The sequence below is a fragment of the Nocardia sp. CA-119907 genome (genome assembly GCF_050955995.1).
In the GTDB taxonomy this organism is placed as follows: domain Bacteria; phylum Actinomycetota; class Actinomycetes; order Mycobacteriales; family Mycobacteriaceae; genus Nocardia.
Genome location: NZ_CP192091.1, coordinates 8,343,563 through 8,363,124 on the forward strand (window position 1 = coordinate 8,343,563; position 19,562 = coordinate 8,363,124).

At 66.0% G+C, this 19,562-nt stretch carries 23 protein-coding genes; 12 read left to right on the forward strand and 11 right to left on the reverse strand.

Annotation, left to right across the window (positions count from 1 at the left end):
- Window positions 1-246 precede the first annotated feature (246 nt).
- Window positions 247-1,503, forward strand: a complete 1,257-nt coding sequence (locus ACQP2D_RS37715) for a pentapeptide repeat-containing protein (RefSeq protein ID WP_433680689.1) — start codon at window positions 247-249, stop codon at window positions 1,501-1,503.
- A gap of 100 nt (window positions 1,504-1,603) precedes the next feature.
- Here ACQP2D_RS37715 and ACQP2D_RS37720 read toward each other — a convergent pair whose 3' ends face one another.
- From ACQP2D_RS37720 to ACQP2D_RS37730, 3 genes are all read right to left on the reverse strand, one after another.
- Window positions 1,604-1,786: a DUF6011 domain-containing protein gene (locus tag ACQP2D_RS37720; RefSeq protein WP_433680690.1), complete on the reverse strand. Its 183-nt coding sequence runs from the start codon at window positions 1,784-1,786 to the stop codon at window positions 1,604-1,606.
- A 142-nt stretch (window positions 1,787-1,928) separates the two neighbouring features.
- Entirely contained in the window at window positions 1,929-2,084 is a 156-nt protein-coding gene (locus ACQP2D_RS37725) for a hypothetical protein (protein ID WP_433680691.1), read from the reverse strand.
- The gene (locus ACQP2D_RS37730; protein WP_433680692.1) at window positions 2,081-2,320 is read right to left on the reverse strand and encodes a hypothetical protein; all 240 of its coding nucleotides are present in this window, start codon (window positions 2,318-2,320) and stop codon (window positions 2,081-2,083) included. Before ACQP2D_RS37730 ends, ACQP2D_RS37725 begins: the two co-directional genes overlap by 4 nt.
- A 175-nt stretch (window positions 2,321-2,495) precedes the next feature.
- Here ACQP2D_RS37730 and ACQP2D_RS37735 point away from each other — a divergent pair, with 175 nt between their 5' ends.
- The 4 genes from ACQP2D_RS37735 to ACQP2D_RS37750 all read left to right on the forward strand — a co-directional run bounded on the left by ACQP2D_RS37735 (window position 2,496) and on the right by ACQP2D_RS37750 (window position 5,937).
- Window positions 2,496-3,443 carry a helix-turn-helix domain-containing protein gene (locus ACQP2D_RS37735; protein WP_433680693.1) on the forward strand — a complete coding sequence of 316 codons (948 nt, stop codon included), beginning with the start codon at window positions 2,496-2,498 and terminating at the stop codon, window positions 3,441-3,443.
- Window positions 3,440-4,645 carry an XRE family transcriptional regulator gene (locus ACQP2D_RS37740; RefSeq protein WP_433680694.1) on the forward strand — a complete coding sequence of 402 codons (1,206 nt, stop codon included), beginning with the start codon at window positions 3,440-3,442 and terminating at the stop codon, window positions 4,643-4,645. Before ACQP2D_RS37735 ends, ACQP2D_RS37740 begins: the two co-directional genes overlap by 4 nt.
- 105 nt (window positions 4,646-4,750) lie before the next feature.
- A complete protein-coding gene (locus ACQP2D_RS37745) occupies window positions 4,751-5,113 on the forward strand; it encodes a hypothetical protein (RefSeq protein WP_433680695.1) in 363 nt (120 codons plus the stop codon).
- 128 nt (window positions 5,114-5,241) lie between these two features.
- The gene (locus tag ACQP2D_RS37750) at window positions 5,242-5,937 is read left to right on the forward strand and encodes an HNH endonuclease family protein (protein WP_433680696.1); all 696 of its coding nucleotides are present in this window, start codon (window positions 5,242-5,244) and stop codon (window positions 5,935-5,937) included.
- Window positions 5,938-5,987: 50 nt separating this feature from the next.
- On the opposite strand, the gene ACQP2D_RS37755 is transcribed toward ACQP2D_RS37750, so the two are convergent.
- Window positions 5,988-6,836: a sulfurtransferase gene (locus tag ACQP2D_RS37755; RefSeq protein WP_433680697.1), complete on the reverse strand. Its 849-nt coding sequence runs from the start codon at window positions 6,834-6,836 to the stop codon at window positions 5,988-5,990.
- Between the two features lie 224 nt (window positions 6,837-7,060).
- Here ACQP2D_RS37755 and ACQP2D_RS37760 point away from each other — a divergent pair, with 224 nt between their 5' ends.
- On the forward strand, window positions 7,061-8,281 hold the full coding sequence (locus tag ACQP2D_RS37760; protein ID WP_433680698.1) for a benzoate/H(+) symporter BenE family transporter: 1,221 nt from the start codon (window positions 7,061-7,063) through the stop codon (window positions 8,279-8,281).
- 116 nt (window positions 8,282-8,397) lie between these two features.
- Here the strand turns inward: ACQP2D_RS37760 and ACQP2D_RS37765 are convergent, their stop codons facing one another.
- From ACQP2D_RS37765 to pdhA, 3 genes are read right to left on the reverse strand one after another with little or no spacing between them, the layout of a single operon-like run.
- Window positions 8,398-9,789, reverse strand: a complete 1,392-nt coding sequence (locus ACQP2D_RS37765; RefSeq protein WP_433680699.1) for a dihydrolipoamide acetyltransferase family protein — start codon at window positions 9,787-9,789, stop codon at window positions 8,398-8,400.
- A 24-nt stretch (window positions 9,790-9,813) separates the two neighbouring features.
- A complete protein-coding gene (locus tag ACQP2D_RS37770) occupies window positions 9,814-10,785 on the reverse strand; it encodes an alpha-ketoacid dehydrogenase subunit beta (protein WP_433680700.1) in 972 nt (323 codons plus the stop codon).
- Entirely contained in the window at window positions 10,782-11,894 is a 1,113-nt protein-coding gene (gene pdhA / locus ACQP2D_RS37775; RefSeq protein WP_433680701.1) for a pyruvate dehydrogenase (acetyl-transferring) E1 component subunit alpha, read from the reverse strand. Before pdhA ends, ACQP2D_RS37770 begins: the two co-directional genes overlap by 4 nt.
- A gap of 144 nt (window positions 11,895-12,038) precedes the next feature.
- On the opposite strand from pdhA, the gene ACQP2D_RS37780 reads away from it, so the two are divergent.
- Window positions 12,039-12,548 carry an Lrp/AsnC family transcriptional regulator gene (locus tag ACQP2D_RS37780; protein WP_433680702.1) on the forward strand — a complete coding sequence of 170 codons (510 nt, stop codon included), beginning with the start codon at window positions 12,039-12,041 and terminating at the stop codon, window positions 12,546-12,548.
- Window positions 12,549-12,842: 294 nt separating this feature from the next.
- Window positions 12,843-13,412, forward strand: a complete 570-nt coding sequence (locus tag ACQP2D_RS37785) for a DUF4240 domain-containing protein (RefSeq protein ID WP_433680703.1) — start codon at window positions 12,843-12,845, stop codon at window positions 13,410-13,412.
- Between the two features lie 167 nt (window positions 13,413-13,579).
- Here ACQP2D_RS37785 and ACQP2D_RS37790 read toward each other — a convergent pair whose 3' ends face one another.
- The 3 genes from ACQP2D_RS37790 to ACQP2D_RS37800 are packed head-to-tail and all read right to left on the reverse strand — an operon-like array spanning window position 13,580 to window position 15,229.
- A complete protein-coding gene (locus ACQP2D_RS37790) occupies window positions 13,580-13,801 on the reverse strand; it encodes a type II toxin-antitoxin system HicB family antitoxin (protein WP_433680704.1) in 222 nt (73 codons plus the stop codon).
- Window positions 13,802-13,850: 49 nt separating this feature from the next.
- Window positions 13,851-14,273 carry an acyl-CoA thioesterase gene (locus tag ACQP2D_RS37795; protein ID WP_433680705.1) on the reverse strand — a complete coding sequence of 141 codons (423 nt, stop codon included), beginning with the start codon at window positions 14,271-14,273 and terminating at the stop codon, window positions 13,851-13,853.
- Window positions 14,270-15,229, reverse strand: coding sequence for an AraC family transcriptional regulator (locus tag ACQP2D_RS37800; RefSeq protein ID WP_433680706.1), 960 nt, complete (start codon window positions 15,227-15,229; stop codon window positions 14,270-14,272). Before ACQP2D_RS37800 ends, ACQP2D_RS37795 begins: the two co-directional genes overlap by 4 nt.
- 80 nt (window positions 15,230-15,309) lie before the next feature.
- Here ACQP2D_RS37800 and ACQP2D_RS37805 point away from each other — a divergent pair, with 80 nt between their 5' ends.
- Entirely contained in the window at window positions 15,310-16,158 is an 849-nt protein-coding gene (locus ACQP2D_RS37805; protein WP_433680707.1) for an SDR family oxidoreductase, read from the forward strand.
- Window positions 16,159-16,376: 218 nt separating this feature from the next.
- Complete coding sequence (locus ACQP2D_RS37810) at window positions 16,377-17,684, forward strand: MFS transporter (protein ID WP_433680708.1); 1,308 nt, start codon at window positions 16,377-16,379, stop codon at window positions 17,682-17,684.
- On the opposite strand, the gene ACQP2D_RS37815 is transcribed toward ACQP2D_RS37810, so the two are convergent.
- Window positions 17,637-18,590 (reverse strand): TIGR03620 family F420-dependent LLM class oxidoreductase, encoded by a 954-nt coding sequence (locus tag ACQP2D_RS37815; protein WP_433680709.1) that lies wholly within the window; start codon window positions 18,588-18,590, stop codon window positions 17,637-17,639. The genes ACQP2D_RS37810 and ACQP2D_RS37815 overlap by 48 nt on opposite strands.
- A gap of 89 nt (window positions 18,591-18,679) precedes the next feature.
- On the opposite strand from ACQP2D_RS37815, the gene ACQP2D_RS37820 reads away from it, so the two are divergent.
- Together ACQP2D_RS37820 and ACQP2D_RS37825 are read left to right on the forward strand one after the other, a co-directional pair.
- The gene (locus tag ACQP2D_RS37820) at window positions 18,680-19,219 is read left to right on the forward strand and encodes a TetR/AcrR family transcriptional regulator (protein WP_433680710.1); all 540 of its coding nucleotides are present in this window, start codon (window positions 18,680-18,682) and stop codon (window positions 19,217-19,219) included.
- A gap of 34 nt (window positions 19,220-19,253) precedes the next feature.
- Window positions 19,254-19,493, forward strand: a complete 240-nt coding sequence (locus ACQP2D_RS37825; RefSeq protein ID WP_433680711.1) for a hypothetical protein — start codon at window positions 19,254-19,256, stop codon at window positions 19,491-19,493.
- Window positions 19,494-19,562: the final 69 nt, after the last annotated feature.

The following is a 19,562-nucleotide window of genomic DNA, read 5'->3' on the forward strand; positions in this document are numbered from 1 at the left end:
GGCCCGGTTTCCCCAGTTTTCTGGACAAAACCGGAACATGTTGATATATCCGCTGGTCAGGGGCTTATATCAAGGTCAGATGCGGTTTTCACATCGAGCGTTGACGGCCAGTGTGCCCGGGAATTCCGGGTCACCGCACCCGACTGGAGAACCTTCAGCCTGTTGAGCGCTGCCGTGTCGTGCCATACCGACTCCCCGTGCGTGTCGAACAGGTCGCGCAACAGGGGTCTCGGCCAGAATCGAGCGATGCGCAAGTGGGTGGTTGAGCGCAACAAAGCAGTCGGCCGCCGCGCCGCGGGGATCCGAAAAGTAATCGGCCGCTGGGTCGGAGGGATCGGACTGTTCTCCGCAGTCTTCGGCGCGCTGTGCGGCGGACTAGCCGTGGCATTTGTCGCCTACCGGGTCCTGCACAAGATCACGCCCACCAGCGATGTGGCCGCCACACCGATTGATATCACCAAGGTCGCGCTGACCGTGGTCGCCGGAGTTGGTGGTGTGGTCGCGTTGGTGATCGCCTACCGGCGCCAGCGGGATGTCGAGCAGAGCCGGTTCGTGGAACGGTTCGGCGCTGCGGCCGCGCAGCTCGGCGCCAGCGATGTCGCGGTCCGCATAGCCGGGGTGTACGCGATGGCCGGTGTCGCCGACGAATCCGATGGGCTGCGCCGCCAGCAGTGCGTCGACGTGCTGTGCGGATATCTCCGCCTGCCCTATACACCCGAACTCGGCGGCAACCACCAGACCAAGGAAGTGCTCAAGCACCCGACCCCGGATGCTGGCTCGGAGCGAGAACAGCACTTCGAATACCGGCAAAATGACCGCGAAGTCCGCAAAACTATCGTCCGGGCGATCGTCGCACATCTTCGTCCCAACGCTGAATATAGCTGGTCTGCAAGCGATTTCGACTTCTGCACCGCACACTTTGAAGACTCTGATTTCAACGGCGCGACGTTCTCCGGCGACGTCCGGTTCGAGGATGCGACGTTCACCGACGACGCATCGTTCGGGGGTGCCAAGTTCTCCGGCATCACCTCGTTCGACCACGCGAGGTTCTGCGGCAAAGCCTGGTTCAAGGAGGCGACGTTCTCCGGCGACACCGCGTTCAGGAATGCGACGTTCGCCGGCGACACCTCGTTCAAGAAAGCGACGTTCGCCGGCGACACCGCCTTCAGGAATGCGACATTCACCCGGGACACCACGTTCATAGAAGCGACATTCTCCGGCGAGACCTCGTTCAAGGAAGCGAAGTTTCGCAGCATCACCTCGTTCAGGGGTGCCACGTTCTCCAGCATCACCTCCTTCGACCACGCGGCATTCTCCGGTGACACTCGGTTCCTCGGCGCCACTTTCTCCGGCGTCACCTCGTTCGTCGCCCCAAAGCAGTGGGGACCGCCCGCTCCGGCTCCAGTGTTCGACTGGGACGCCAACGTCACTCAGATGCCTGCCAATATCGAACCTCGAGATTGGCCACCGGCCACTACGCCGCCGTCGGCTCACGGCGTGTGACGGGTGTTGAGAATCGATTCACGACAGGCGGTCTCGCCTAGCTGGGTAAGCGAGGCGTGAAACCCATCGGCCACCGCTCGTCTTCCCGAACTGTTTCTCTTCAAGCCGCGATGTCGAAGAGAGTCAGCTCATGCGCCGCGGTGGCGCGCTGCTCTGCGCGCTCACGGACCGCGCAGGTCGGACCGATCCCCTGCGAGACCGATTCCGCGGATACCAGCCAGCCGTGGCATCGGCGGCAGTGCGCAACGAGTCGCACCTCGGGCTTGTCGTCGGTCACGGCCATATCGATCTCCTCCGGCCAGGGTCGTTCCACTCTGAAGCCTGACATGAGGCACCGACAGCCGCGCTGTGCGTGGATCGTCGGGTGACGCTCGCGCGGAATGGGTTTGGGCCACTTTCCGGGCGAAGCAACTCGGTCGGATCGCTCAGCGGTCGCGATCTTCATCCTCGATACGTGCTCGGATCGCCTTCACCGTGCGGTCCTTCGGGATGTGCTCGGGCCAGCAGGTCACCGCGACGATCACGGCCAAGGGCAGCCCGATCACAACGACGTACCCGAGCACGATCCATCCGCCGCTCATCGAGTCTCGCTGTCCACGACGGACAGCGGGTCTACGTCGATCGGCGCGCGCATCGCCGCTGCAATCGCCGAAAGCACGTCGGCGTCGGGCTCGGCGAACTCGACTTCCCATCCGTCGCTATCGACCAGTGACCATGACCCGTCGTCACGCTGGAGATAGCTGTACCCCTCGTCGTCGTCCGGAGCTATCGCCAGCTTCCTGGCGTCTTCGTCATCGAATCGCGCGGGCAGTTCCATCTCACGACCCCCTTCAACCGTCCGTATTGGTGAGCACCCACCGCCGGGGTGCCGATGAGGGCATGGCATCGACCCGGCGGCGGGGCTGAAAAACACGCTAGGCGTGCGACTTTCGGTAATGGAGTAGCTCGGCGTCCACAGGCGTCTACAGCACTGAGCACGTTAGGCTGGTCTTATGGAACCCGGTGCGCTGATGCGCGCCGCTCGCGAGGCGGCGGGTATCTCGCTGCGCGCTATGGCCGAGCGGAGCTACTACAGCCGGGCGTACCTGTCACTCATCGAGACCGGCCAGCGCCCGGTGCCTCCCGGTGTCGTCGCTGCCTACGAAAGGGTGCTGGGCGCGGACTTGGAGCGGCTGACGGCGGTGGCGCGAGCGCCAGCCAGCGTCGACCCCGTCGCCCTGTCCGACGTGTCGGTAATGCTGGCGGCTACGCGCCGAATCGAGGATGCGGCAGGAGCTTTGACGGTTCTACCGGCCGTCCGGGGCATGGCCGAGATGGCCGAGGCCTTTGCCGGTGAGGCGCGTACGGGACGGAGCAACGCAGCGTGCCTCGCGTCGGAGATCACGCAGTATCGGGGATGGCTGGAGCACGCGATCGGAGCCGACTCTGCCGCCCGGCGAAGCCTCGGCACGGCAGTGAGCCTGGCGAAGGAGTCCCGCGACCCGGACCGGATTGCGCACAGCCTGGGCTTTCTGGGCTACGTGACTGTCAGCGCGGGGAACTACGGCGAAGTCCTCGCACTGTCGGACGCCGCGCTGGCGGTACGGGATGCGCACCCCGTCATCACGGCCTACGGACGGATGCGGCGAGCCGAGCTATTGGCATCGCACGGAGAGACGCGCCGAGCACAACGCGCGCTGGCTCTGGCCGACGCTGCGTCGGAAGGGGCGGACGACATCGAGGCCCCCGCGTCGATGTACTGGTGGAGCACTGGATTCGGAGCCGTGCAGCGTGGCGGCGTTCTGGCGCTGCTGGGGTACACAGGCGAAGCAATCGAGGAAGCGACACACGGGCTGGCCGCGATGCCAGCCGAGCATCGCAGATCCGAGTGGTTGGCATCAGCGCTTCGCCGCGTCGACCCGGACATGAGCGCGGGCGATTCGGTCGCATCGCAGACATGACACATGGCGGTGGCGAAACCACTGGTCTGTCGTTGATCGAGTCCGGCAATAATGCTGTGCCCGCCGCTGTCATCGCCGCGTACGAGTCCGCGTTGGGCGAATCGGCAGACGGCGAGCGGGCTGGTGCGGAGTGGATTCGGCGCGTGGCCGCATCGGATGTCGGTGGTGACACCCTCGACCGCCTAGAACTGGCTGTCGACGATCTGGCGTCGGCGTACTCGACCAATCCGCCCGGTGAACTGCTGGACGATATCCGGCGGCATCTCGGCTATGCCGCACGCTTGATGGACGGCAAGAAGACCTTGATCCAACATCGGCGTCTCCTGGTCGCAGCCGGTTGGCTGTCCTTGCTGGCGGGTACCTGCCATATCGACCTGGGTGAACTGTCGGCCGCAGCGGCGCGGCTACGCGTGGCCCGCGATATCGCCGACGAAGCGAACCACCCGGAGATTTCGGCGTGGTGCCTGGAAACACGCGCCTGGCAACAGCTCATCGATGGTGAGTTCGCCGTAGCCGCTGAACTGTCACGCGCCGCGCAGGCTATCGCCCCGGCGAATAGCTCTGCCTACATCCAAGCGACCGCACAGGAGGGCCGCGCGTTGTCGCGGCTCGGGGACGGCCCGGGCACATACGGGGCGCTGCGCAAGGTCGCCAGGCTGGTGTCCGGGATGCGCGTCCCCGATCGACCCGAACACCATTTCCGCTATGACCCTGCGAAGTCCGATGCCTATGTAGCGACGACGTTGTCATGGATCGGGGATCCCGCCGCCGAAGCGTATGCGCGGAATGTCCTTGCCGATCTCGCGGGCGCTGCGTCGGTTCGGCCGCGCCGAATCGCGACGGCGCGCGTCGATCTGGGCTTGGCCCTAGTCGCGGCCGATAAGCCGGACGAGGCGGCTGACGTCACGCTTACGGCCGTGATTTCCGGCCGCCTGGTCCCGTCGAACTTCTGGCGCGTCGCCGAGGTGGTCTCCGGAATCGAAGGGCGGGACGTACCGGATGCGGCAACCGTCCGCGACGCGTTTCGCGACACCTACCCGGCGAAGTCGAGCGCATCCCGACCGATCGCGCATCGCGGACACGAACACCTGACGGGCGCGACATCGCTGGTCAACGATAGTTTCCAGGATGCCGGGACAGACAGAGATAGATTGGACACAGCGATACCGGCTGGACACGAACCAGTCTCTGACCCGGACTAGATGGACTGATCGCTACCACTTGGACAAAATTCGGAGAATACTGGTATATCCGCTGGTCATCGCACGAGAACCGCAGTTGGTGTCAACGGAAGCGGAGGGCAAAGCATGACGATTCTGCTCCAGGTACTCGAGCAGAGCTTCACGCCGACTACGCCGTGGGAACGGCGCAAATTCACCTTCGTCAATGCCGACAAGATCGTCGGTATGCGACTCGACGGCCAATCCGGCGTCTGGCTGGATCTGTCGCGTCCCGGAGAATCTCAGCGTCTGGCCCGAACCTTGGACCCACGTGAGGCGGTCACGTTCCTGCTCAACACCTTCGCGAAGATCGCCGAATGCGAGGAGCGCGGCGGCTCGTGGCTGATCGGGCACGATGGCGCGCACCCGGAGTCCATATCGGCGACCAGATTCCCACCGCGGACGAGCGAAGTCGCCAATGACGAACTGCTGGCGCGCGCCTGGTTGTGAGCCCTGACCGGCTCCTCTGGTGAAGGCGCTCCGGCTGGGTGCTACGAATGTCGGTGCATGCCGGTACATCTGGCACTGTGCGTGCCGACATTCGACGATGGCTGCCTGCCCTGCTCACAGTGCGTGCCATGCGCACGATGTGTGCCCCGCTCGCAGTGGCGCTGCTCGCCATGCCTGCATGTGCCGACCTGAGCACCGAACCGGTCGCGCCCACACCGGGCAGCGCGAGCCGGGTACAGCTCGAGCATTTGCTCGTCTCCGTACGGGTCGTCGCCACGCGTGGGCGGCCGGGTGGTTATGAGCGCGGATGTCAGGTGGGTCAGGGGTGCGTATTCGGTCCGTCCTGGACCGATGATTATGACGGACCCGGTGGACACGACGGCTGCGACACCCGCAACAACGTGCTGCGCAGACAGCTGACCGAGGTGAGCTTTCGGTCCGGCACCAACAACTGTGTGGTCACGGCGGGCAGGCTCGACGATCCGTACACCGGCAACCGGATCACCTTCACCAAAGCCGATGCGGGCGACATCCAGATCGACCACATCTACCCGCTGGCCGCGGCCTGGGATATGGGTGCGGCGTACTGGCCGCGCGAGCGGCGGGTGCGGTTCGCCAACGATATCGATGCGAATCTACTGGCCACCGCTGCGAGCGCCAATCAGGTCAAGGGTGACAGCACGCCGTCCCAATGGCTACCGCCCGCACGAGCGAACCATTGCCTCTATGCGGGCAAGTACCTCACCGTCGCGGTCCGGTACGACCTGCCAGTGACGGCCGCGGACAGCGCGGTGCTGAACGATATCGCCCGCACCTGCCCGTGATTCGCGCCCACTGTCCCACGACAACCCGGGTGCGTACGTCTCGGGAACCTCTACCGCGCCGGAACTCGAATGGAGCCGGATTCGGGCCCGGTGGCGACCGGACGCTTCGGGTCGTTCGACCACTGCGACCACGAACCCGGGTACAGGGCCGCCTCGATGCCGACGGCGGCGAGCGCCGCGACCTGGTGCGCCGCGGTGACGCCGGACCCGCAGTAGACCGCGACCGGCCCGGAACCGAAGGCGGCGAACCGATCCCGCAATGCGTCCAGGGCATGGAATCGTCCGTTGGCGTCGAGATTGTCCGCGGTCGGTGCGCTGATCGCGCCCGGAATGTGTCCGGCCTGCGGATCAACCGGCTCCACCTCGCCGCGATAGCGTTCGCCCGCACGCGCATCCAGCAGTACGCCGGACCATTTGGCAGCCGCGTCGGCATCGATGACCGGCATCTGGCCCGGGTTCAACTCGACATCACCGAGTTCAGGATCGGGCTCCGCGCCGGTGGCGATGTCGCCGCCCGCACCGATCCATGTGGGCAGGCCGCCGTCGAGAATGCGCACATCCACGATCCCGGCCCAGCGCAACAGCCACCAGGCCCTGGCCGCGGCCATACCGCCGGTCGCGTCGTAGACGACCACCCGATCGCCGTTGCACACACCCCAGCTGCGCGCGCACTTCTCCAGCTGCGTCGGATCGGGCAGCGGATGCCGCCCACGCGCCGGTGACGGTGGCGCCGCCAGTTCGGTTTCCAGGTCGACGAAGACCGCGCCCGGGATATGCCCTCGCAGATAATGCTGCGGGCCGTCCGGATCGCCCAGCGCCCACCGCACATCGAGTAGACGAACCCGCTTGTCCGCCAATACTTCCCGAAGTTCATTCGTCGAGATCAGTACCGCGCCCAACAAAGCTCCTAGTTCTGAATCCGTACCCTACGAGCACCGACATTCCTCACCCTACGCATTCCCTAGCACAGATGTCAGTGCGCCATGAAAGGTACCGGCGGGTAGACAACATCCCTTTCTGCCGGCTGCGCACACCCTCGTGTGGGTGTGAGCTTCGGCAATTCAGTCCAGTTTCGAGCGACTGGCTGTGACAACTGGACTGATGACCGGGGAGGATCCCTGAAATGTCCAGGCTTTCTCCGGCGCTCGCCGAACCCTCGCCAGCAGCATCGGCTACCGCGAAGGTGCGGCTCTCCCAGCCGCTCGCCGCGGGTGTCGTGACCGCGTTGGTTGGGTTCACCAGCGCATTCGCGGTAGTGCTCAGCGGTTTGACCGCGGTGGGCGCCACCTCGGCGCAGGCGGCATCGGGACTCTTGGCGCTCTGCGTGACCCAGGCCATCGGCATGATGCTGCTGAGTTACCGGTATCGGCTGCCCATCACACTGGCCTGGTCGACACCGGGCGCGGCACTGCTCGCCAGCACGGGCGCGGTCGCCGGTGGCTGGGCGGCGGCGGTCGGCGCGTTCGCGATCACCGGAGTGCTGATCGTGATCACCGGACTCTGGCAGCGACTCGGCAATCTGGTCGCCGCGATTCCGGTGGAGATCGCGCAGGCCATGCTCGCCGGAGTGCTGCTGCCGCTGTGTCTCGCGCCGGTGAAGGCCGTGCAGACCAGTCCGGCGGTAGTCGTCCCGGTGATCGTGGTGTGGCTGGTGCTGCAGCGATTCGCCAAGCGCTCGGCGGTGATCGCGGCCTTCGCCACCGCCGCGATCGGGGCGGGCATCAGCATCGCGGTGCAGCACAAACATCTCGATCTCGCCGCCATGGCGCCCTCGCTCGAATTGACCGTGCCGCAATGGAGTTGGCAGGCGGTGATCGGCATCGCCATCCCGGTCTACATCGTCACCATGGCCTCCCAGAACATTCCCGGCACCGCCGTGATGAAGTCCTTCGATTACCAAGTGCCATGGCGCGCTTCGATGACCGTCACCGGTATCGGCACCATCCTCGGCGCACCCGCGGGCGGCCACGCCATCAACCTGGCCGCGATCAGCGCCGCGCTTTCGGCGGCTCCGGCCGCACACCCGGATCCGCGGCGCCGCTGGATCGCGGCATGTACCGCCGGCGCCACGTACCTGGTCCTCGCCCTCGGCTCGGCCGCGCTCGTCACGCTGATCGCCACTGCCCCCAAGGGCACTCTGGAAACCGTTGCCGGACTCGCCCTCCTGGCCACCCTCGCCGCGGCGCTGGCCGGTGCGCTGAAGTCCGAACAACACCGCGAGGCGGGTGTCGTCACCTTCCTGATCGCCGCCTCCGGCGTCGGGTTCCTCGGCATCGGGGCGGCCTTCTGGGCCCTGGTCGTGGGTCTGCTCGTCCGCCAAGTCCTTGCTCACCGCCAAGGCTGACGTCTTTTCGGGGATAGCACGAGCTGAAAGACAGTGCGGCTGGGGCTGAGCGGCCTGCCCTGAACTTCGGGGTGCAGCGGCAGCCTCCGCAGGGTGCAACCGCGCCTGCGCTCCGCTTACATGCGACTCAGCAATGTCAACGGGTCCTCGAGCAATCCGGCGACGGTCGCGAGGAACCGGGAGGCGAGCTCACCGTCGATCATCCGGTGGTCGAAGCTGATACCGAGGGTGGTCACCCAGCGAACGGCGAGCTCATCGCGAAATACCCACGGGCGCTTACGGATCGAGCCGAGGCACAGGATGGCCGCCTCTCCCGGGTTGACCAGCGGAACACCGGTGTCGACACCGAAGACGCCGACATTGGTAATGGTGAAGGTGCCGCCGCGCAGATCCGTCGGCGTGGCAGCGCCGGAACGGGCGGTCTCGGCCAGCCAGCCGATTTCGCGGCACAGATCGCGCAGGCTCAATGCCTGGGCTTCCTTGAGATTGGGCACCATCAGACCGCGTTCGGTGGCCACCGCGATGCCGAGGTTCACGTAGTGCTTGGTGACGATCTGTTGATTCGCCTCGTCCCAGAACGCGTTGATACCGGGATACTCCGCGAGCGCGGCGAGCACCGACCTGGCGACCAGGGCCAGCGGCGTCAGGGTCAGGCCCTCGAAGGATTTGGTGGTGCGCAGGTGATCGAGCAATTCCATCGACGCGGTGAAATCGATGGTGACGAAGGTGCTGGCCTGCGGGATGGTGCGGGCACTTATCACCATTGCGGCAGCGGTGCGTTTGCGAATCCCGCTGACCGGCATGCGTTCCTCGCGAACGGCGGGCCGAATGATCCCCGCGTTCGGATCCGTGACCGAGGGCGGCGCGGGTGTTGTGGTGGCCTGGTCGCCGATGCTGTTCGCCACGGCCCGCGGCTGCGATACCGGGACCGCGCCGCGCACGTCATCGACCGTCACCGCGCCATCGGGGCCCGAACCCGCGATATACCAGAGGTCGAGCCCGAGTTCCTTGGCTAGTTTGCGTGCCGCCGGGGTGGCTGCGGCTCGGCGCATCTCTGACCTATCGCTTGCCCCGAGCCCGCCGGATTTTCCGGTGGCAACCTGTGAATCATCCTGCGGCGCAGCAGATTCTGCTGATGCGGGCCGCCGTCTCCGGGACACCGGCTCCCCTTCGGGCCCGTACCCCACCAGTACCGAGGTCCGCCCGTTCGCCCCCTCCTGCGCGGCCGCCATCTCCAGGTCATTGCGCACCCGGATCAACGGCGCGCCCACCGCGATCGTCTGGCCGGGTTCGGCGAGCAATTCGACCACCGTGCCCGAGAAGGGCGAGGGCAGCGACACCACCGCCTTGGCCGTCTCCACCTCGGCGATCGTCTGATTCAGCTGTACCGTCTCGCCGATACCCACCGACCACGACACCAACTCCGCGTCAGCGAGTCCCTCGCCGAGATCGGGTAGTCGGAATTCCAGGATATGGCCCTGATCGTCGGCGGGAGCGCGATCTTCCACTGGGCACCTCTCAGTGAGCGGTAGTCAGGCGGCGAGCGAGCGATCGACCGCGGCGAGAATGCGGTCCGGATCGGGCAGGTGGTGCTTTTCGAGCTTAGCCGGGGGGTAGGGGATGTCGAATCCACCGACGCGCAGTACCGGCGCCTCCAGGTAGTAGAAGCAGCGTTCGGTGATCCGCGCGGCGATCTCGGCGCCGAGTCCGGCGAAGACCGGCGCCTCGTGCGTCACGATCAGCCTGCCGGTCTTGGCCACCGATGCCTCGATGGTGTCGAAGTCGATCGGCGAGAGACTGCGCAGATCGATCACCTCGAGCGAATGACCTTCCTCCGCAGCGATTTTCGCGGCGGTGATGGCGGAAGCAACGGTGCCGCCATAGGCGACGATGGTGGCGTCGTCACCATCGGCGACGACGCGGGCCCGGTGCAGCGGCAGCGCGTCGGCATCGAAGTCGACCTCGGCCTTATCCCAGTAGCGCCGCTTGGGTTCGAAGAAGATCACCGGATCATCGAGCGCGATCGCCTGGCGGATCATGGAATACGCGTCGGCGGGATTGCTCGGTGTCACGACGCGCAGTCCGGCGGTGTGCGCGAAATACGCCTCGGGCGACTCGGAGTGATGCTCCACCGAACCGATTCCACCGCCGAACGGAATGCGAATCGTGATGGGCGCGATCACCTTTCCCTGCGTCCGATAGTGGATCTTGGCGACATGCGAGACGATCTGGTCGAAGGCCGGATAGACGAAGCCGTCGAACTGGATCTCGCAGACCGGCCGCCAGCCGCGCAGCGCCATACCGAAAGCCGTTCCGACAATGCCGGATTCGGCCAGCGGCGTATCGATGACGCGGTTGTTCCCGAAATCCTTCTGCAGAGTGTCGGTCACCCGGAACACCCCGCCGAGGCGACCGATATCCTCCCCCATCAGCACGACCTTCGGGTCGTCGTCCATGGCCCGTCGCAGCCCGGCATTGAGTGCGGCGGCGAAGGTCGTGATCATCTGGGAACTCCTTCCGGTCGCGCGGTGGCCTCGCCGGGATCACCGGCCAGGTACGCCGCGTACTCGCCACGCTCTTGGCTGATGAGCGGATGCGAGGTGGCATAGACGTGATCGAACAGCTGCGACGGTGCCGGATCCGGCATATCGATGGTCGCGGTGCGCACCTGGTGCGCGACTTCATCCGCGCGCGCGGCGACCTCTCGCTCGAATGCCTCGTCCCACAGCGTCTCTCGCTCCAGCAACTTGCGCATTCGCTCGATCGGGTCGCGGCGGGCCCACTCCTCGGTCTCGGCGGCGGAGCGGTAGCGCGTCGGATCGTCGGCGGTGGTGTGCGGGCCCATCCGATAGGTGAGGGCTTCGATGAAGGAGGGACCGCCACCGGTCCTGGCCCGCGCGGCGGCCTGTCGGGTGACCGCGAGCACGGCGAGTACATCGTTGCCGTCGACCTGCACACCCGGAATCCCATATCCGTAGGCGCGCCGCGCGATCGGGGTCGCGCTCTGAATGCGGACCGGGGAACTGATCGCCCAATGATTGTTCTGACAGAAGAACACCACTGCCGCGCTCCAACTCGCGGCGAAGCCGAGCGCCTCGGCGAGATCGCCCTGACTGGACGCACCGTCACCGAAGTAGGCGATGGTCGCGATCTCCGCGCCGTCGAGGTGGGCGGCGTAGGCGTAGCCGGTCGCGTGCAGGCCCTGCGAGCCGACAATGATATTCGGGTTGGTCATGTTGACCGCGCCGGGATCCCAGCAGGAGTGCGCGACCCCGCGCCACATCCGGGTCAGTTCGGTGGGATGGACGCCGCGGCAGTAGGCCACGGCGTGCTCGCGGTAGCTGCAGAAGACGTAATCGTCGGGGTTCAAGGCGTGCGCCGAGCCGACCTGCGCGGCCTCCTGCCCGAGCATCGGCGCCCACAAGCCGAGCTGACCCTGCCGTTGCAGCGCGGTTGCCTCGACGTCGATCCGACGGGTCACGACCAGGTCCTGGTACAGCGCGCGCAACTGTTCGGGCCCGATATCGGTGATCAGGGCGGCATGCTCGCGATCGAACACGCGACGGCCGTCGGGTTGGACCAACTGAACCGGGTACTCGGACTTGTTCGTCATTCGGGATCGCCTCCTGACCGCGAGCCGGGCGGGTGTGCCCTATATCACATAGCATCCACGAGGAGGCGAAGTGCGCAAGTGATCTCCACCCGAGTGAGCAGAATGCCCAAATCTCTCCACCGAACTGGTGTCATACTGCGTTGTATGACCAGTAGAGAACCCGCCGACGTGCCCCTGGACGCCACCGACGCGCGGCTGTTGCTCGAGCTGGTCGCCAACCCACGCGCGACCGGCGTCGAGCTGGCAACCCGGCTCGGGTTGTCCCGCAATACCGTGCAGGCGCGACTGTCGCGCTGGGAGGCGAGCGGTGTGCTCGCCAGCTTCGAACGTCGAGTGCAACCGCAGGCGCTGGGCTACCCGCTGGCAGCTTTCGTCGCCGTCGTCGTCGATCAGCATCGATTGGATTCGGTGGTCGGCGAACTCGCCCGGGTGCCGGAGGTGACCGAAGTGTGTGGCATGACCGGGCTGACAGATCTCACCGTGCGGGTCGTGGCGCAGGATGCGGACGACCTGTACCGAATTGCCGGGCAGATATTGAAGATCCCTGGGGTGGAACGCACCAATATGGCATTGGTGATGCAGCAATTCGTCGGGCCGCGCACGGCTCCGCTGCTGGATCGGCTGGCCGGATCCGCCGATCGTTCACGCGCCTGATCGCGCGAATTCCCTTGACCTCGAGTGCAATCAGGGTTTCAAGATAGTGATATGAGCGCGGTATCGCGTAGCGATTCGATGCGGAGTGGCGGTCGGTGGGCCCGATACTGGGGCTAGTCGGCGAGTTTCCCTACATTTTCTGGACTTCGGCATGAGGAGCCAGCTCTCGGAGAGCCGGCACGACCATGGTTCCTGCCGTCTTCGCGACGATAGACAGCGTGACTGCCAGCCGTTCGCATGTGTTCGTAACCGATCGGTTCTCGGCACCCCTCGGGAGTGGCATCCGGGATCTGTATGGCAGTGTTCGCGGCCGTGAGCATGGACGAATTCTGGAGTCTCGTCGAATCAGCCCTGGCCGGTCACAAGCCAGCACACGAGGCACTGGTTGATCGACTGATAGCGGGGGGATCACTGGAGGCTATCCTCGACTTCCAGGAACGCCTCGACGCGATCGACGCGATCATCTGCCGGTGGGACATCTGGGCGGCGGCGTACCTGATCGGCGGCGGATGCTCCGACGACAGCTTCACCGACTTCCGTGCCGGAGTGATCGCATTGGGCAGGGACTGGTTCGAGCGAGTCACGGAGTCTCCCGACAGCCTGGCCGACCACCCCGCGGTGATCAAGGCCGCGGCCGAAGGCAATGACTACACCCTGTTCTACGAGATGTTCGGGTTCGTCTGCGCCACCGCATATGCGCGGCTCGCCAACGACGAATGTTCCTTCTGGGAGACCCTGGAAGCCCGTCAGCAGGGAGCCGAGAAGGCCGAGCACGACATGGGCGAGAAGTTCGAGTTCGACGACACCGCAGAGATGCATGCTCGCCTGCCGCGGCTCGCCGCCCTCTTCCTCGGCGAGCGATAACAGCTACGACGTCATAGGTGGAGCGTGAAGGTGTCCCGAACCACGAGCAATCACGAGTGATCTCCCGTAGTTCACCCCAGTCGTCCGGTACCCGTCTTTTGTCGAAGAATCGTTAGATTCCAAGACCCGCAAGACCTTCCGCACCGGAAGGTCCGACAGCGCCGGGCTCACGCCGCAGTACCGGGAACCTGGAATGAAGTCACCAATGGCGTGGCCGTTAGCTGGGGTTCTGGCGTCTCAGCGAGGTAGAGCGCGACCGCTTCACGCAGATTGCTCAGGGCCTCCTCGATCGTCTGGCCCTGACTGGCGACATCGACCTCGAGGCACCGCGCGACATACCAGTCCTCTTCCCGGTGCACCGAAGCAGTCAATACTCGCTGATCAGCCATGGAAGTAGTGTCCTACAAGGTCTTCGGCCACCGCATCGTCCGGCGCGGGTCAGTCGGTGAGGAGGGTGGTGGCGGCGGTGCGGATTATTTCGGGGATTTCTACTGGCTTGCGGGTTTCGTTGTCCACGTAGACGTGGACGAAGGTGCCGGTGGCGGCGAGTTCGAGGGCGTCGCCGTCCTTGCGGAAGATAGCGAGGTCGTAGGTGATGCTGGAGCGGCCGAGGCGGGAGATGCGCAGGCCGACCTCGAGTTGGTCCGGGAAGCTGAGCGAGCCGTGGTACTGGCAGGAGGTCTGGGCGACCACGCCGAGGGCCGGCAGTTCGCGGATATCCGTGCCGGTGGCGTGCATCAGCCAGGCATTGACCGCGGTGTCGAAGTACGAGTAGTACGTCACGTTGTTCACGTGGCCGTAGTGGTCGTTATCGGCCCAGCGGGTCGGCACCGGCCAGAGGACTGGATACTGCTGCGTCACCCGGCCGACGATAGCTCAGCCGGGGTGGTGCCCTGCCGGTGGTCGCGCGGACTCACGCCGAAGTGGCGTTTGAACGCCGTACTCAGGGCGAACGCGCTGCCGTAACCGACCTGGCGGGCAATGGATTCGATGGTGGCATCGGATTCCTGCAGCAGGTCCGCGGCCAGGGCCAGGCGCCATTCGGTGAGGAAAGACATGGGCGGCTCACCGACCAGATCGGTGAAGCGGCGGGCCAGCGCGGCCCGCGAGACACCGACCGCGTCGGCCAGGCTGGCGACCGTCCAGCCGTGCGCGGGATTGTGCTGCAGCAGGCGCAGCGCCTTGCCGACCAGCGGATCGCTATAGGCGTGATACCAGGCGGGCGCGTCATTACGGGCGAACCAGGCGCGCAGGGCCGCGATCAGCACCATATCGAGCAGCCGGTCCAGTACGGCGCCCTGCGCGGGCTCGTCCTTGGTGGCCTCGTCGACCAGGATGTCGAGCAGCCGGGTATCGAAATCGCCGCGCTGCAGCACGATTACCGGCGGCAGGGCACGCAGCAGCCGCTGACTGGCCGCGCCCGCGGACTCATAGGTGCCGGTCACCATCAGCGTGGCACCGTTCGCATCGGTCCCCCACTGACGCACACCGAGACTCAGTGTCTCGCAGAGGATTTCACCGTCGGCCGTCTTGGTGACATTGCCCGGATCGATGAATATCTGCGGTTCGGTGGCCGGATCGTCGGCGACTGTATACGGCTCGGGACCGCGGAAGATCGCGATATCGCCAGCGCTCAGCTCCCGTGGCTTACTGCCGGCCGCATCGGTCATGATCCAGGCCGTACCGCGGATCATCGAGACCACCGTCAGCGGTGCCCGGTCCTGGATGCGCAGCGACCACGGCGCATCGAGCAGTGAACACATGACGAACGCACCTCGGGCGCGTGGACCTTCGAGCAGACTGGCGAGCGCATCCACACATCAACAGTAGACGCTGACGCATGATCACGAGCCGCTGAACTATGTTTCGTCGCGGCCGACGCCGATGTACTGAGAACATGACCAACAGCAGCTCTCACCAGCGTCTTACCCTCGTCACCGGCGGCACGGGCAAGACCGGCGGCCGCGTCGTCGCCCGGCTCCGCGCGGCCGGTCACGCGGTCCGAATCGGATCGCGCACGGCCGAGATCCCGTTCGACTGGGCCGATCGCGGCACCTGGACACCGGCGCTGTTCGGTGTCGACGCGGTGTACATCGCATTCCAGCCGGATCTGGCGGTGCCCGGCGCGCCCGACACCATCCGCGCATTCGTCAACGCGGCGAAGGCCAATGGGGTGCGCAGGCTCGTCCTGCTCTCCGGTCGCGGCGAGCCGGAGGCCGAGCAGAGTGAGCGGATAGTGCAGGGCTCGGGGCTGGACTGGACCATCGTGCGCTGCAGCTTCTTCGCACAGAATTTCAGCGAGGGCGCCTTCCTCGAATACATCCTCGCCGGTGCGGTGGCGCTGCCCAATGGCGATGTGCCGGAACCGTTCGTGCACGCCGACGATATCGCCGATGTCGCCGTCGCCGCGCTGACCGAGGACGGACATAGCGGCGAACTCTACGAACTGACCGGACCGAGGTCGCTTACCTTCGCCGAGGCGGTCGCCGAGATCGCCGCGGCGACGGGACGTGCGATCGAGTTCATCCCGATCTCGCGCACCGATTTCGTCGCGGCGCTGACCGAATACCAGGTTCCCGCCGATGTGGTCAGCCTGCTCGACTACCTGTTCGGCACGGTATTGGACGGTAGAAATTCCAAAACCGGAGATGGCGTACGGCGGGCGCTGGGGCGGGAACCGAAAGATTTCCGGGATTTCGCCGATGTGACGGCAGCCACAGAAGTCTGGAACATTCAGGGCTCGTAAAATAGTTGAAAAGATGCAGAGACCACCGCGCGGACGCCGGTCTCAACGGCGAGATCCGCGGAGCCGGTCAACCGAGCCGATGATGTCCCGGACCGACTCCCCGCGCGGTTCCTGGCTCAACCGCGACCAGGCGGTCGCATACGGACGCGCCCGGATAGCGCCGGTTCGAGGTGCCGATCGCGAACCGCGCGGGCTGATCAATCGGTACCGTCGAATCGGTGGCCACCACGACGATCGATCCGCAGACCCGGATAGCGCGCGCCGCGGTATTCGTGGTGTTCGCACTGAACGGTTTCCTGTTGGCCATGTGGGTCGTGCACATCCCGGCCATCACCGATAGGACCGGTATCGCGCACTCCACCCTCGGCATGTTCATTCTGATGCTGGCCGGTGCCGGCATTGTCGGTATGCGCATCGCGGGGCCGCTGGCGGACCGATTCGGCAGCCGGACCATGGTGGCGGCCGCCGCGGCGATCACCGCGGTGTCGGTGCTCGGACCCGGGCTCGCGACCGGGCCGGTCACCCTGGCGATCGCCTTGGCCTGCTTCGGTTTCGGCAACGGCGCGCTCGACGTCTCGATGAATACCCAGGCGGTACATGTCGAGCGGGCGTATCGGCGGCCGATCATGTCGGCATTCCACGCATTGTTCTCCGGTGGTGGCTTGCTCGGCTCGCTGTTGGGGGCAGCCGCCCAGGGCGCGGGATGGGATCTGCGCTTGACATTGTCGCTCGCCGCGGTGGGCGGGTTGTTGGTGCTCGGCGCACTCGTGCCGCGCCTGCTCGGCGATACCGGATCGGCGGACGAGCCCGATCCGGCCCCGCTCACCCCAGATTCGCCCAGCGTCGGCCCACCCGGGCAGCGCCATATTCCGGAGGGCCATCGACAGGACCAGATCGTGCAGGACGCGGGCAGCGGATCCGAAACGCCCACCCGCACAACCGCATCAAACGCCGCTGAGACCTCCGACGCGGCGGACCGCTCCCGAAAAGTCCTGGCACTGGCCGCAATCGCATTCGCGCTGTTGCTCACCGAGGGCGTGGCCGCCGACTGGAGCGCACTGCAGGTCCGCGACCACCTCGATGTCGACGACGCCACCGCCGCACTGGCATTCGGCGCATTCTCCGGCACCATGACCGCGGGCCGCTTCGCCACCGACCGGGTGGCCGGGGCCGTCGGCCGCGTCGCCGTTGTCCGCTACGGCACAGTGCTCGCCGCATGCGGGCTGGTGCTGATCATGACATCGGGATGGGTACCGCTCACGCTGCTCGGCTGGGCCATGTGCGGCCTCGGCGTCTCCGGCGGCATACCGCAAATCTTCACCGCCGCAGGCAATCTCGGCTCCAACACGGCGGCGACCGATATGTCGCGCGTTTTCAGCCTCGGCTACTTCGGCCTGCTCGCCGGCCCCTCCATCATCGGCTGGATCACCACCATCGTTCCCCTCACCACCGCCATGATCGTCCCGCTCATCGCCGTACTACTGTGCTGCCGCTACGCCGGAGTGGTCGGCCCCCAACGGAAATAGCGGTCGGTCCACGAGCGCGGCGAGCTCCCGCCATTGCGGAAGCGGCAGCGCCATCGGATCGGCGGTGAGAACCTGCAAACACACGTGATCGGCACCCGCGTCCACATGCTGCCGAATGCGCTCGCCGATCACATCCACATCGCCATATGCCACAACCGAATCCACCAGCCGCGCACTCGGACCGCCCACAATATCCTCGTCACCGAAACCGCATCGGCGCAGATTGGCCACCTGATGCGGCGCGGATTCGAGATACCCGGCGATATGCGCCCTGGCCACCTCGCGGGCCCGCGCCCGGTCGGTATCGAGAACGACGACCTGCTCGACACCGAGAAACGCCGCCGGCCCGATGATCCGCCGTGCATCCGCGGTGTGTTCGACCGGCGCGTGAAAGGGATGCGCACCCCACGTCCGTTCGGCGGCCAAGGCCAGCATTTTGGGTCCGAGCGCCGCGAGGACCCGTCGCGGCGCGGGGTCCGGCGTCGGCACGTACTGCGGGACGGCGTCCATCGCATCGAGATATCCGCGCATCAGCGCCAGCGGCTTGCCACCGGATGGAATCGTGTAGCCACCGGCTTCGATGGGTCGGCCACCGACCCGCTGGCCGCCGAGCCCGAGTAGATAGCGGCCGCGAAACGCCTCGCCGAGTGCGCGTTCGGCCGTGGCCATGGCCATCGGATCACGTAGTGCCACATTGGCAATGCCGGCGGCGACCACGATCCGCTCGGTCGCCCCGAGCAACAGCCAAGCCTGCCCGACCGCATCGCGGCCGAATCCCTCACCGAACCACAGTGCGCCGTAACCCAATTCCTCGATTTCGGCGGCGGCATCGCGCACCCGCCCGACCGGTTGTCCGTCGAAGGCGAAGGTCCAGATGCCGACGCGACCGAGTTCATGCTCCACCATCACCGTGCTCCCTACGCTAAACCGGAGAAGTTCTCCGCTTCCCTGACGGTACGATAACGGAGAACTTCTCCGGTTAACAAGGGGTGTGTATGCGAGTCGACGCTCAGCGGAACTACGAACGCGTACTCGAGGCCGCGACCGCCGCATTCGCCCAGGAGGGCCCCGAGGCCTCCCTCAATGACATCGCCCGCCGCGCCGGAGTCGGTCCCGGGACCCTCTACCGACGCTTCCCCAACCGGCAGGCACTGCAGGCGGCCGTACTACGCGAGCGGATCGAAGCGCTCTGCGGGCATGCCGAGGCGCTGAGTTCGACCGAGCCGACCACGGCGCTCACCGACTGGCTGCGGGCTCTGCTCGTCCACGCCCGTACCGACCACGGCCTGGGCGGCGCGGTGCTGGCCGGACCGGTCGACTTGGATTTCGACTGCCAGCTGGCCATTCACCGATCAGGTGCCGCCCTACTCGCCAGAGCGCAGCGCACCGGTGGCATCCGCGCGGATATCGCTGTGGACGATGTCATCCAACTGGTCGTGGGCATTGCCCTCGCAGCACGTCATGGCAGCGATCCCGACCAACCGGACCGCCTGCTCGGCCTCGTCATGGAAGCATTGCGCTGTCCGAGCGAATAGCGACGCGCCCCAGCGATATCGGTAAGTTCGAGAGATGTTCGACAACAACAGGCTCGAGCGCAGGATCGATCGCCTCGAGCGCAAGCTCGACATGATCATCAAGCACCTCGGTCTCCCCGATCTCGTCCCGGCGGCGGCCTCCGGAGAAATCGACGAACTCATTCGGCAGGGCAAGAAGATCCAGGCCATCAAGCTCTATCGCGACCTCGATCCGGGCAGCAGCCTGCGGGAGGCCAAGGATGCGGTCGAGGCGCGCGAGCGGCATTTGCGGTAAGGATGGCCCGCCTTTTGTGATGCGCCACCGGATCAGCCGGATCGGCTACGGGTCGAGGCGGACGCCCTT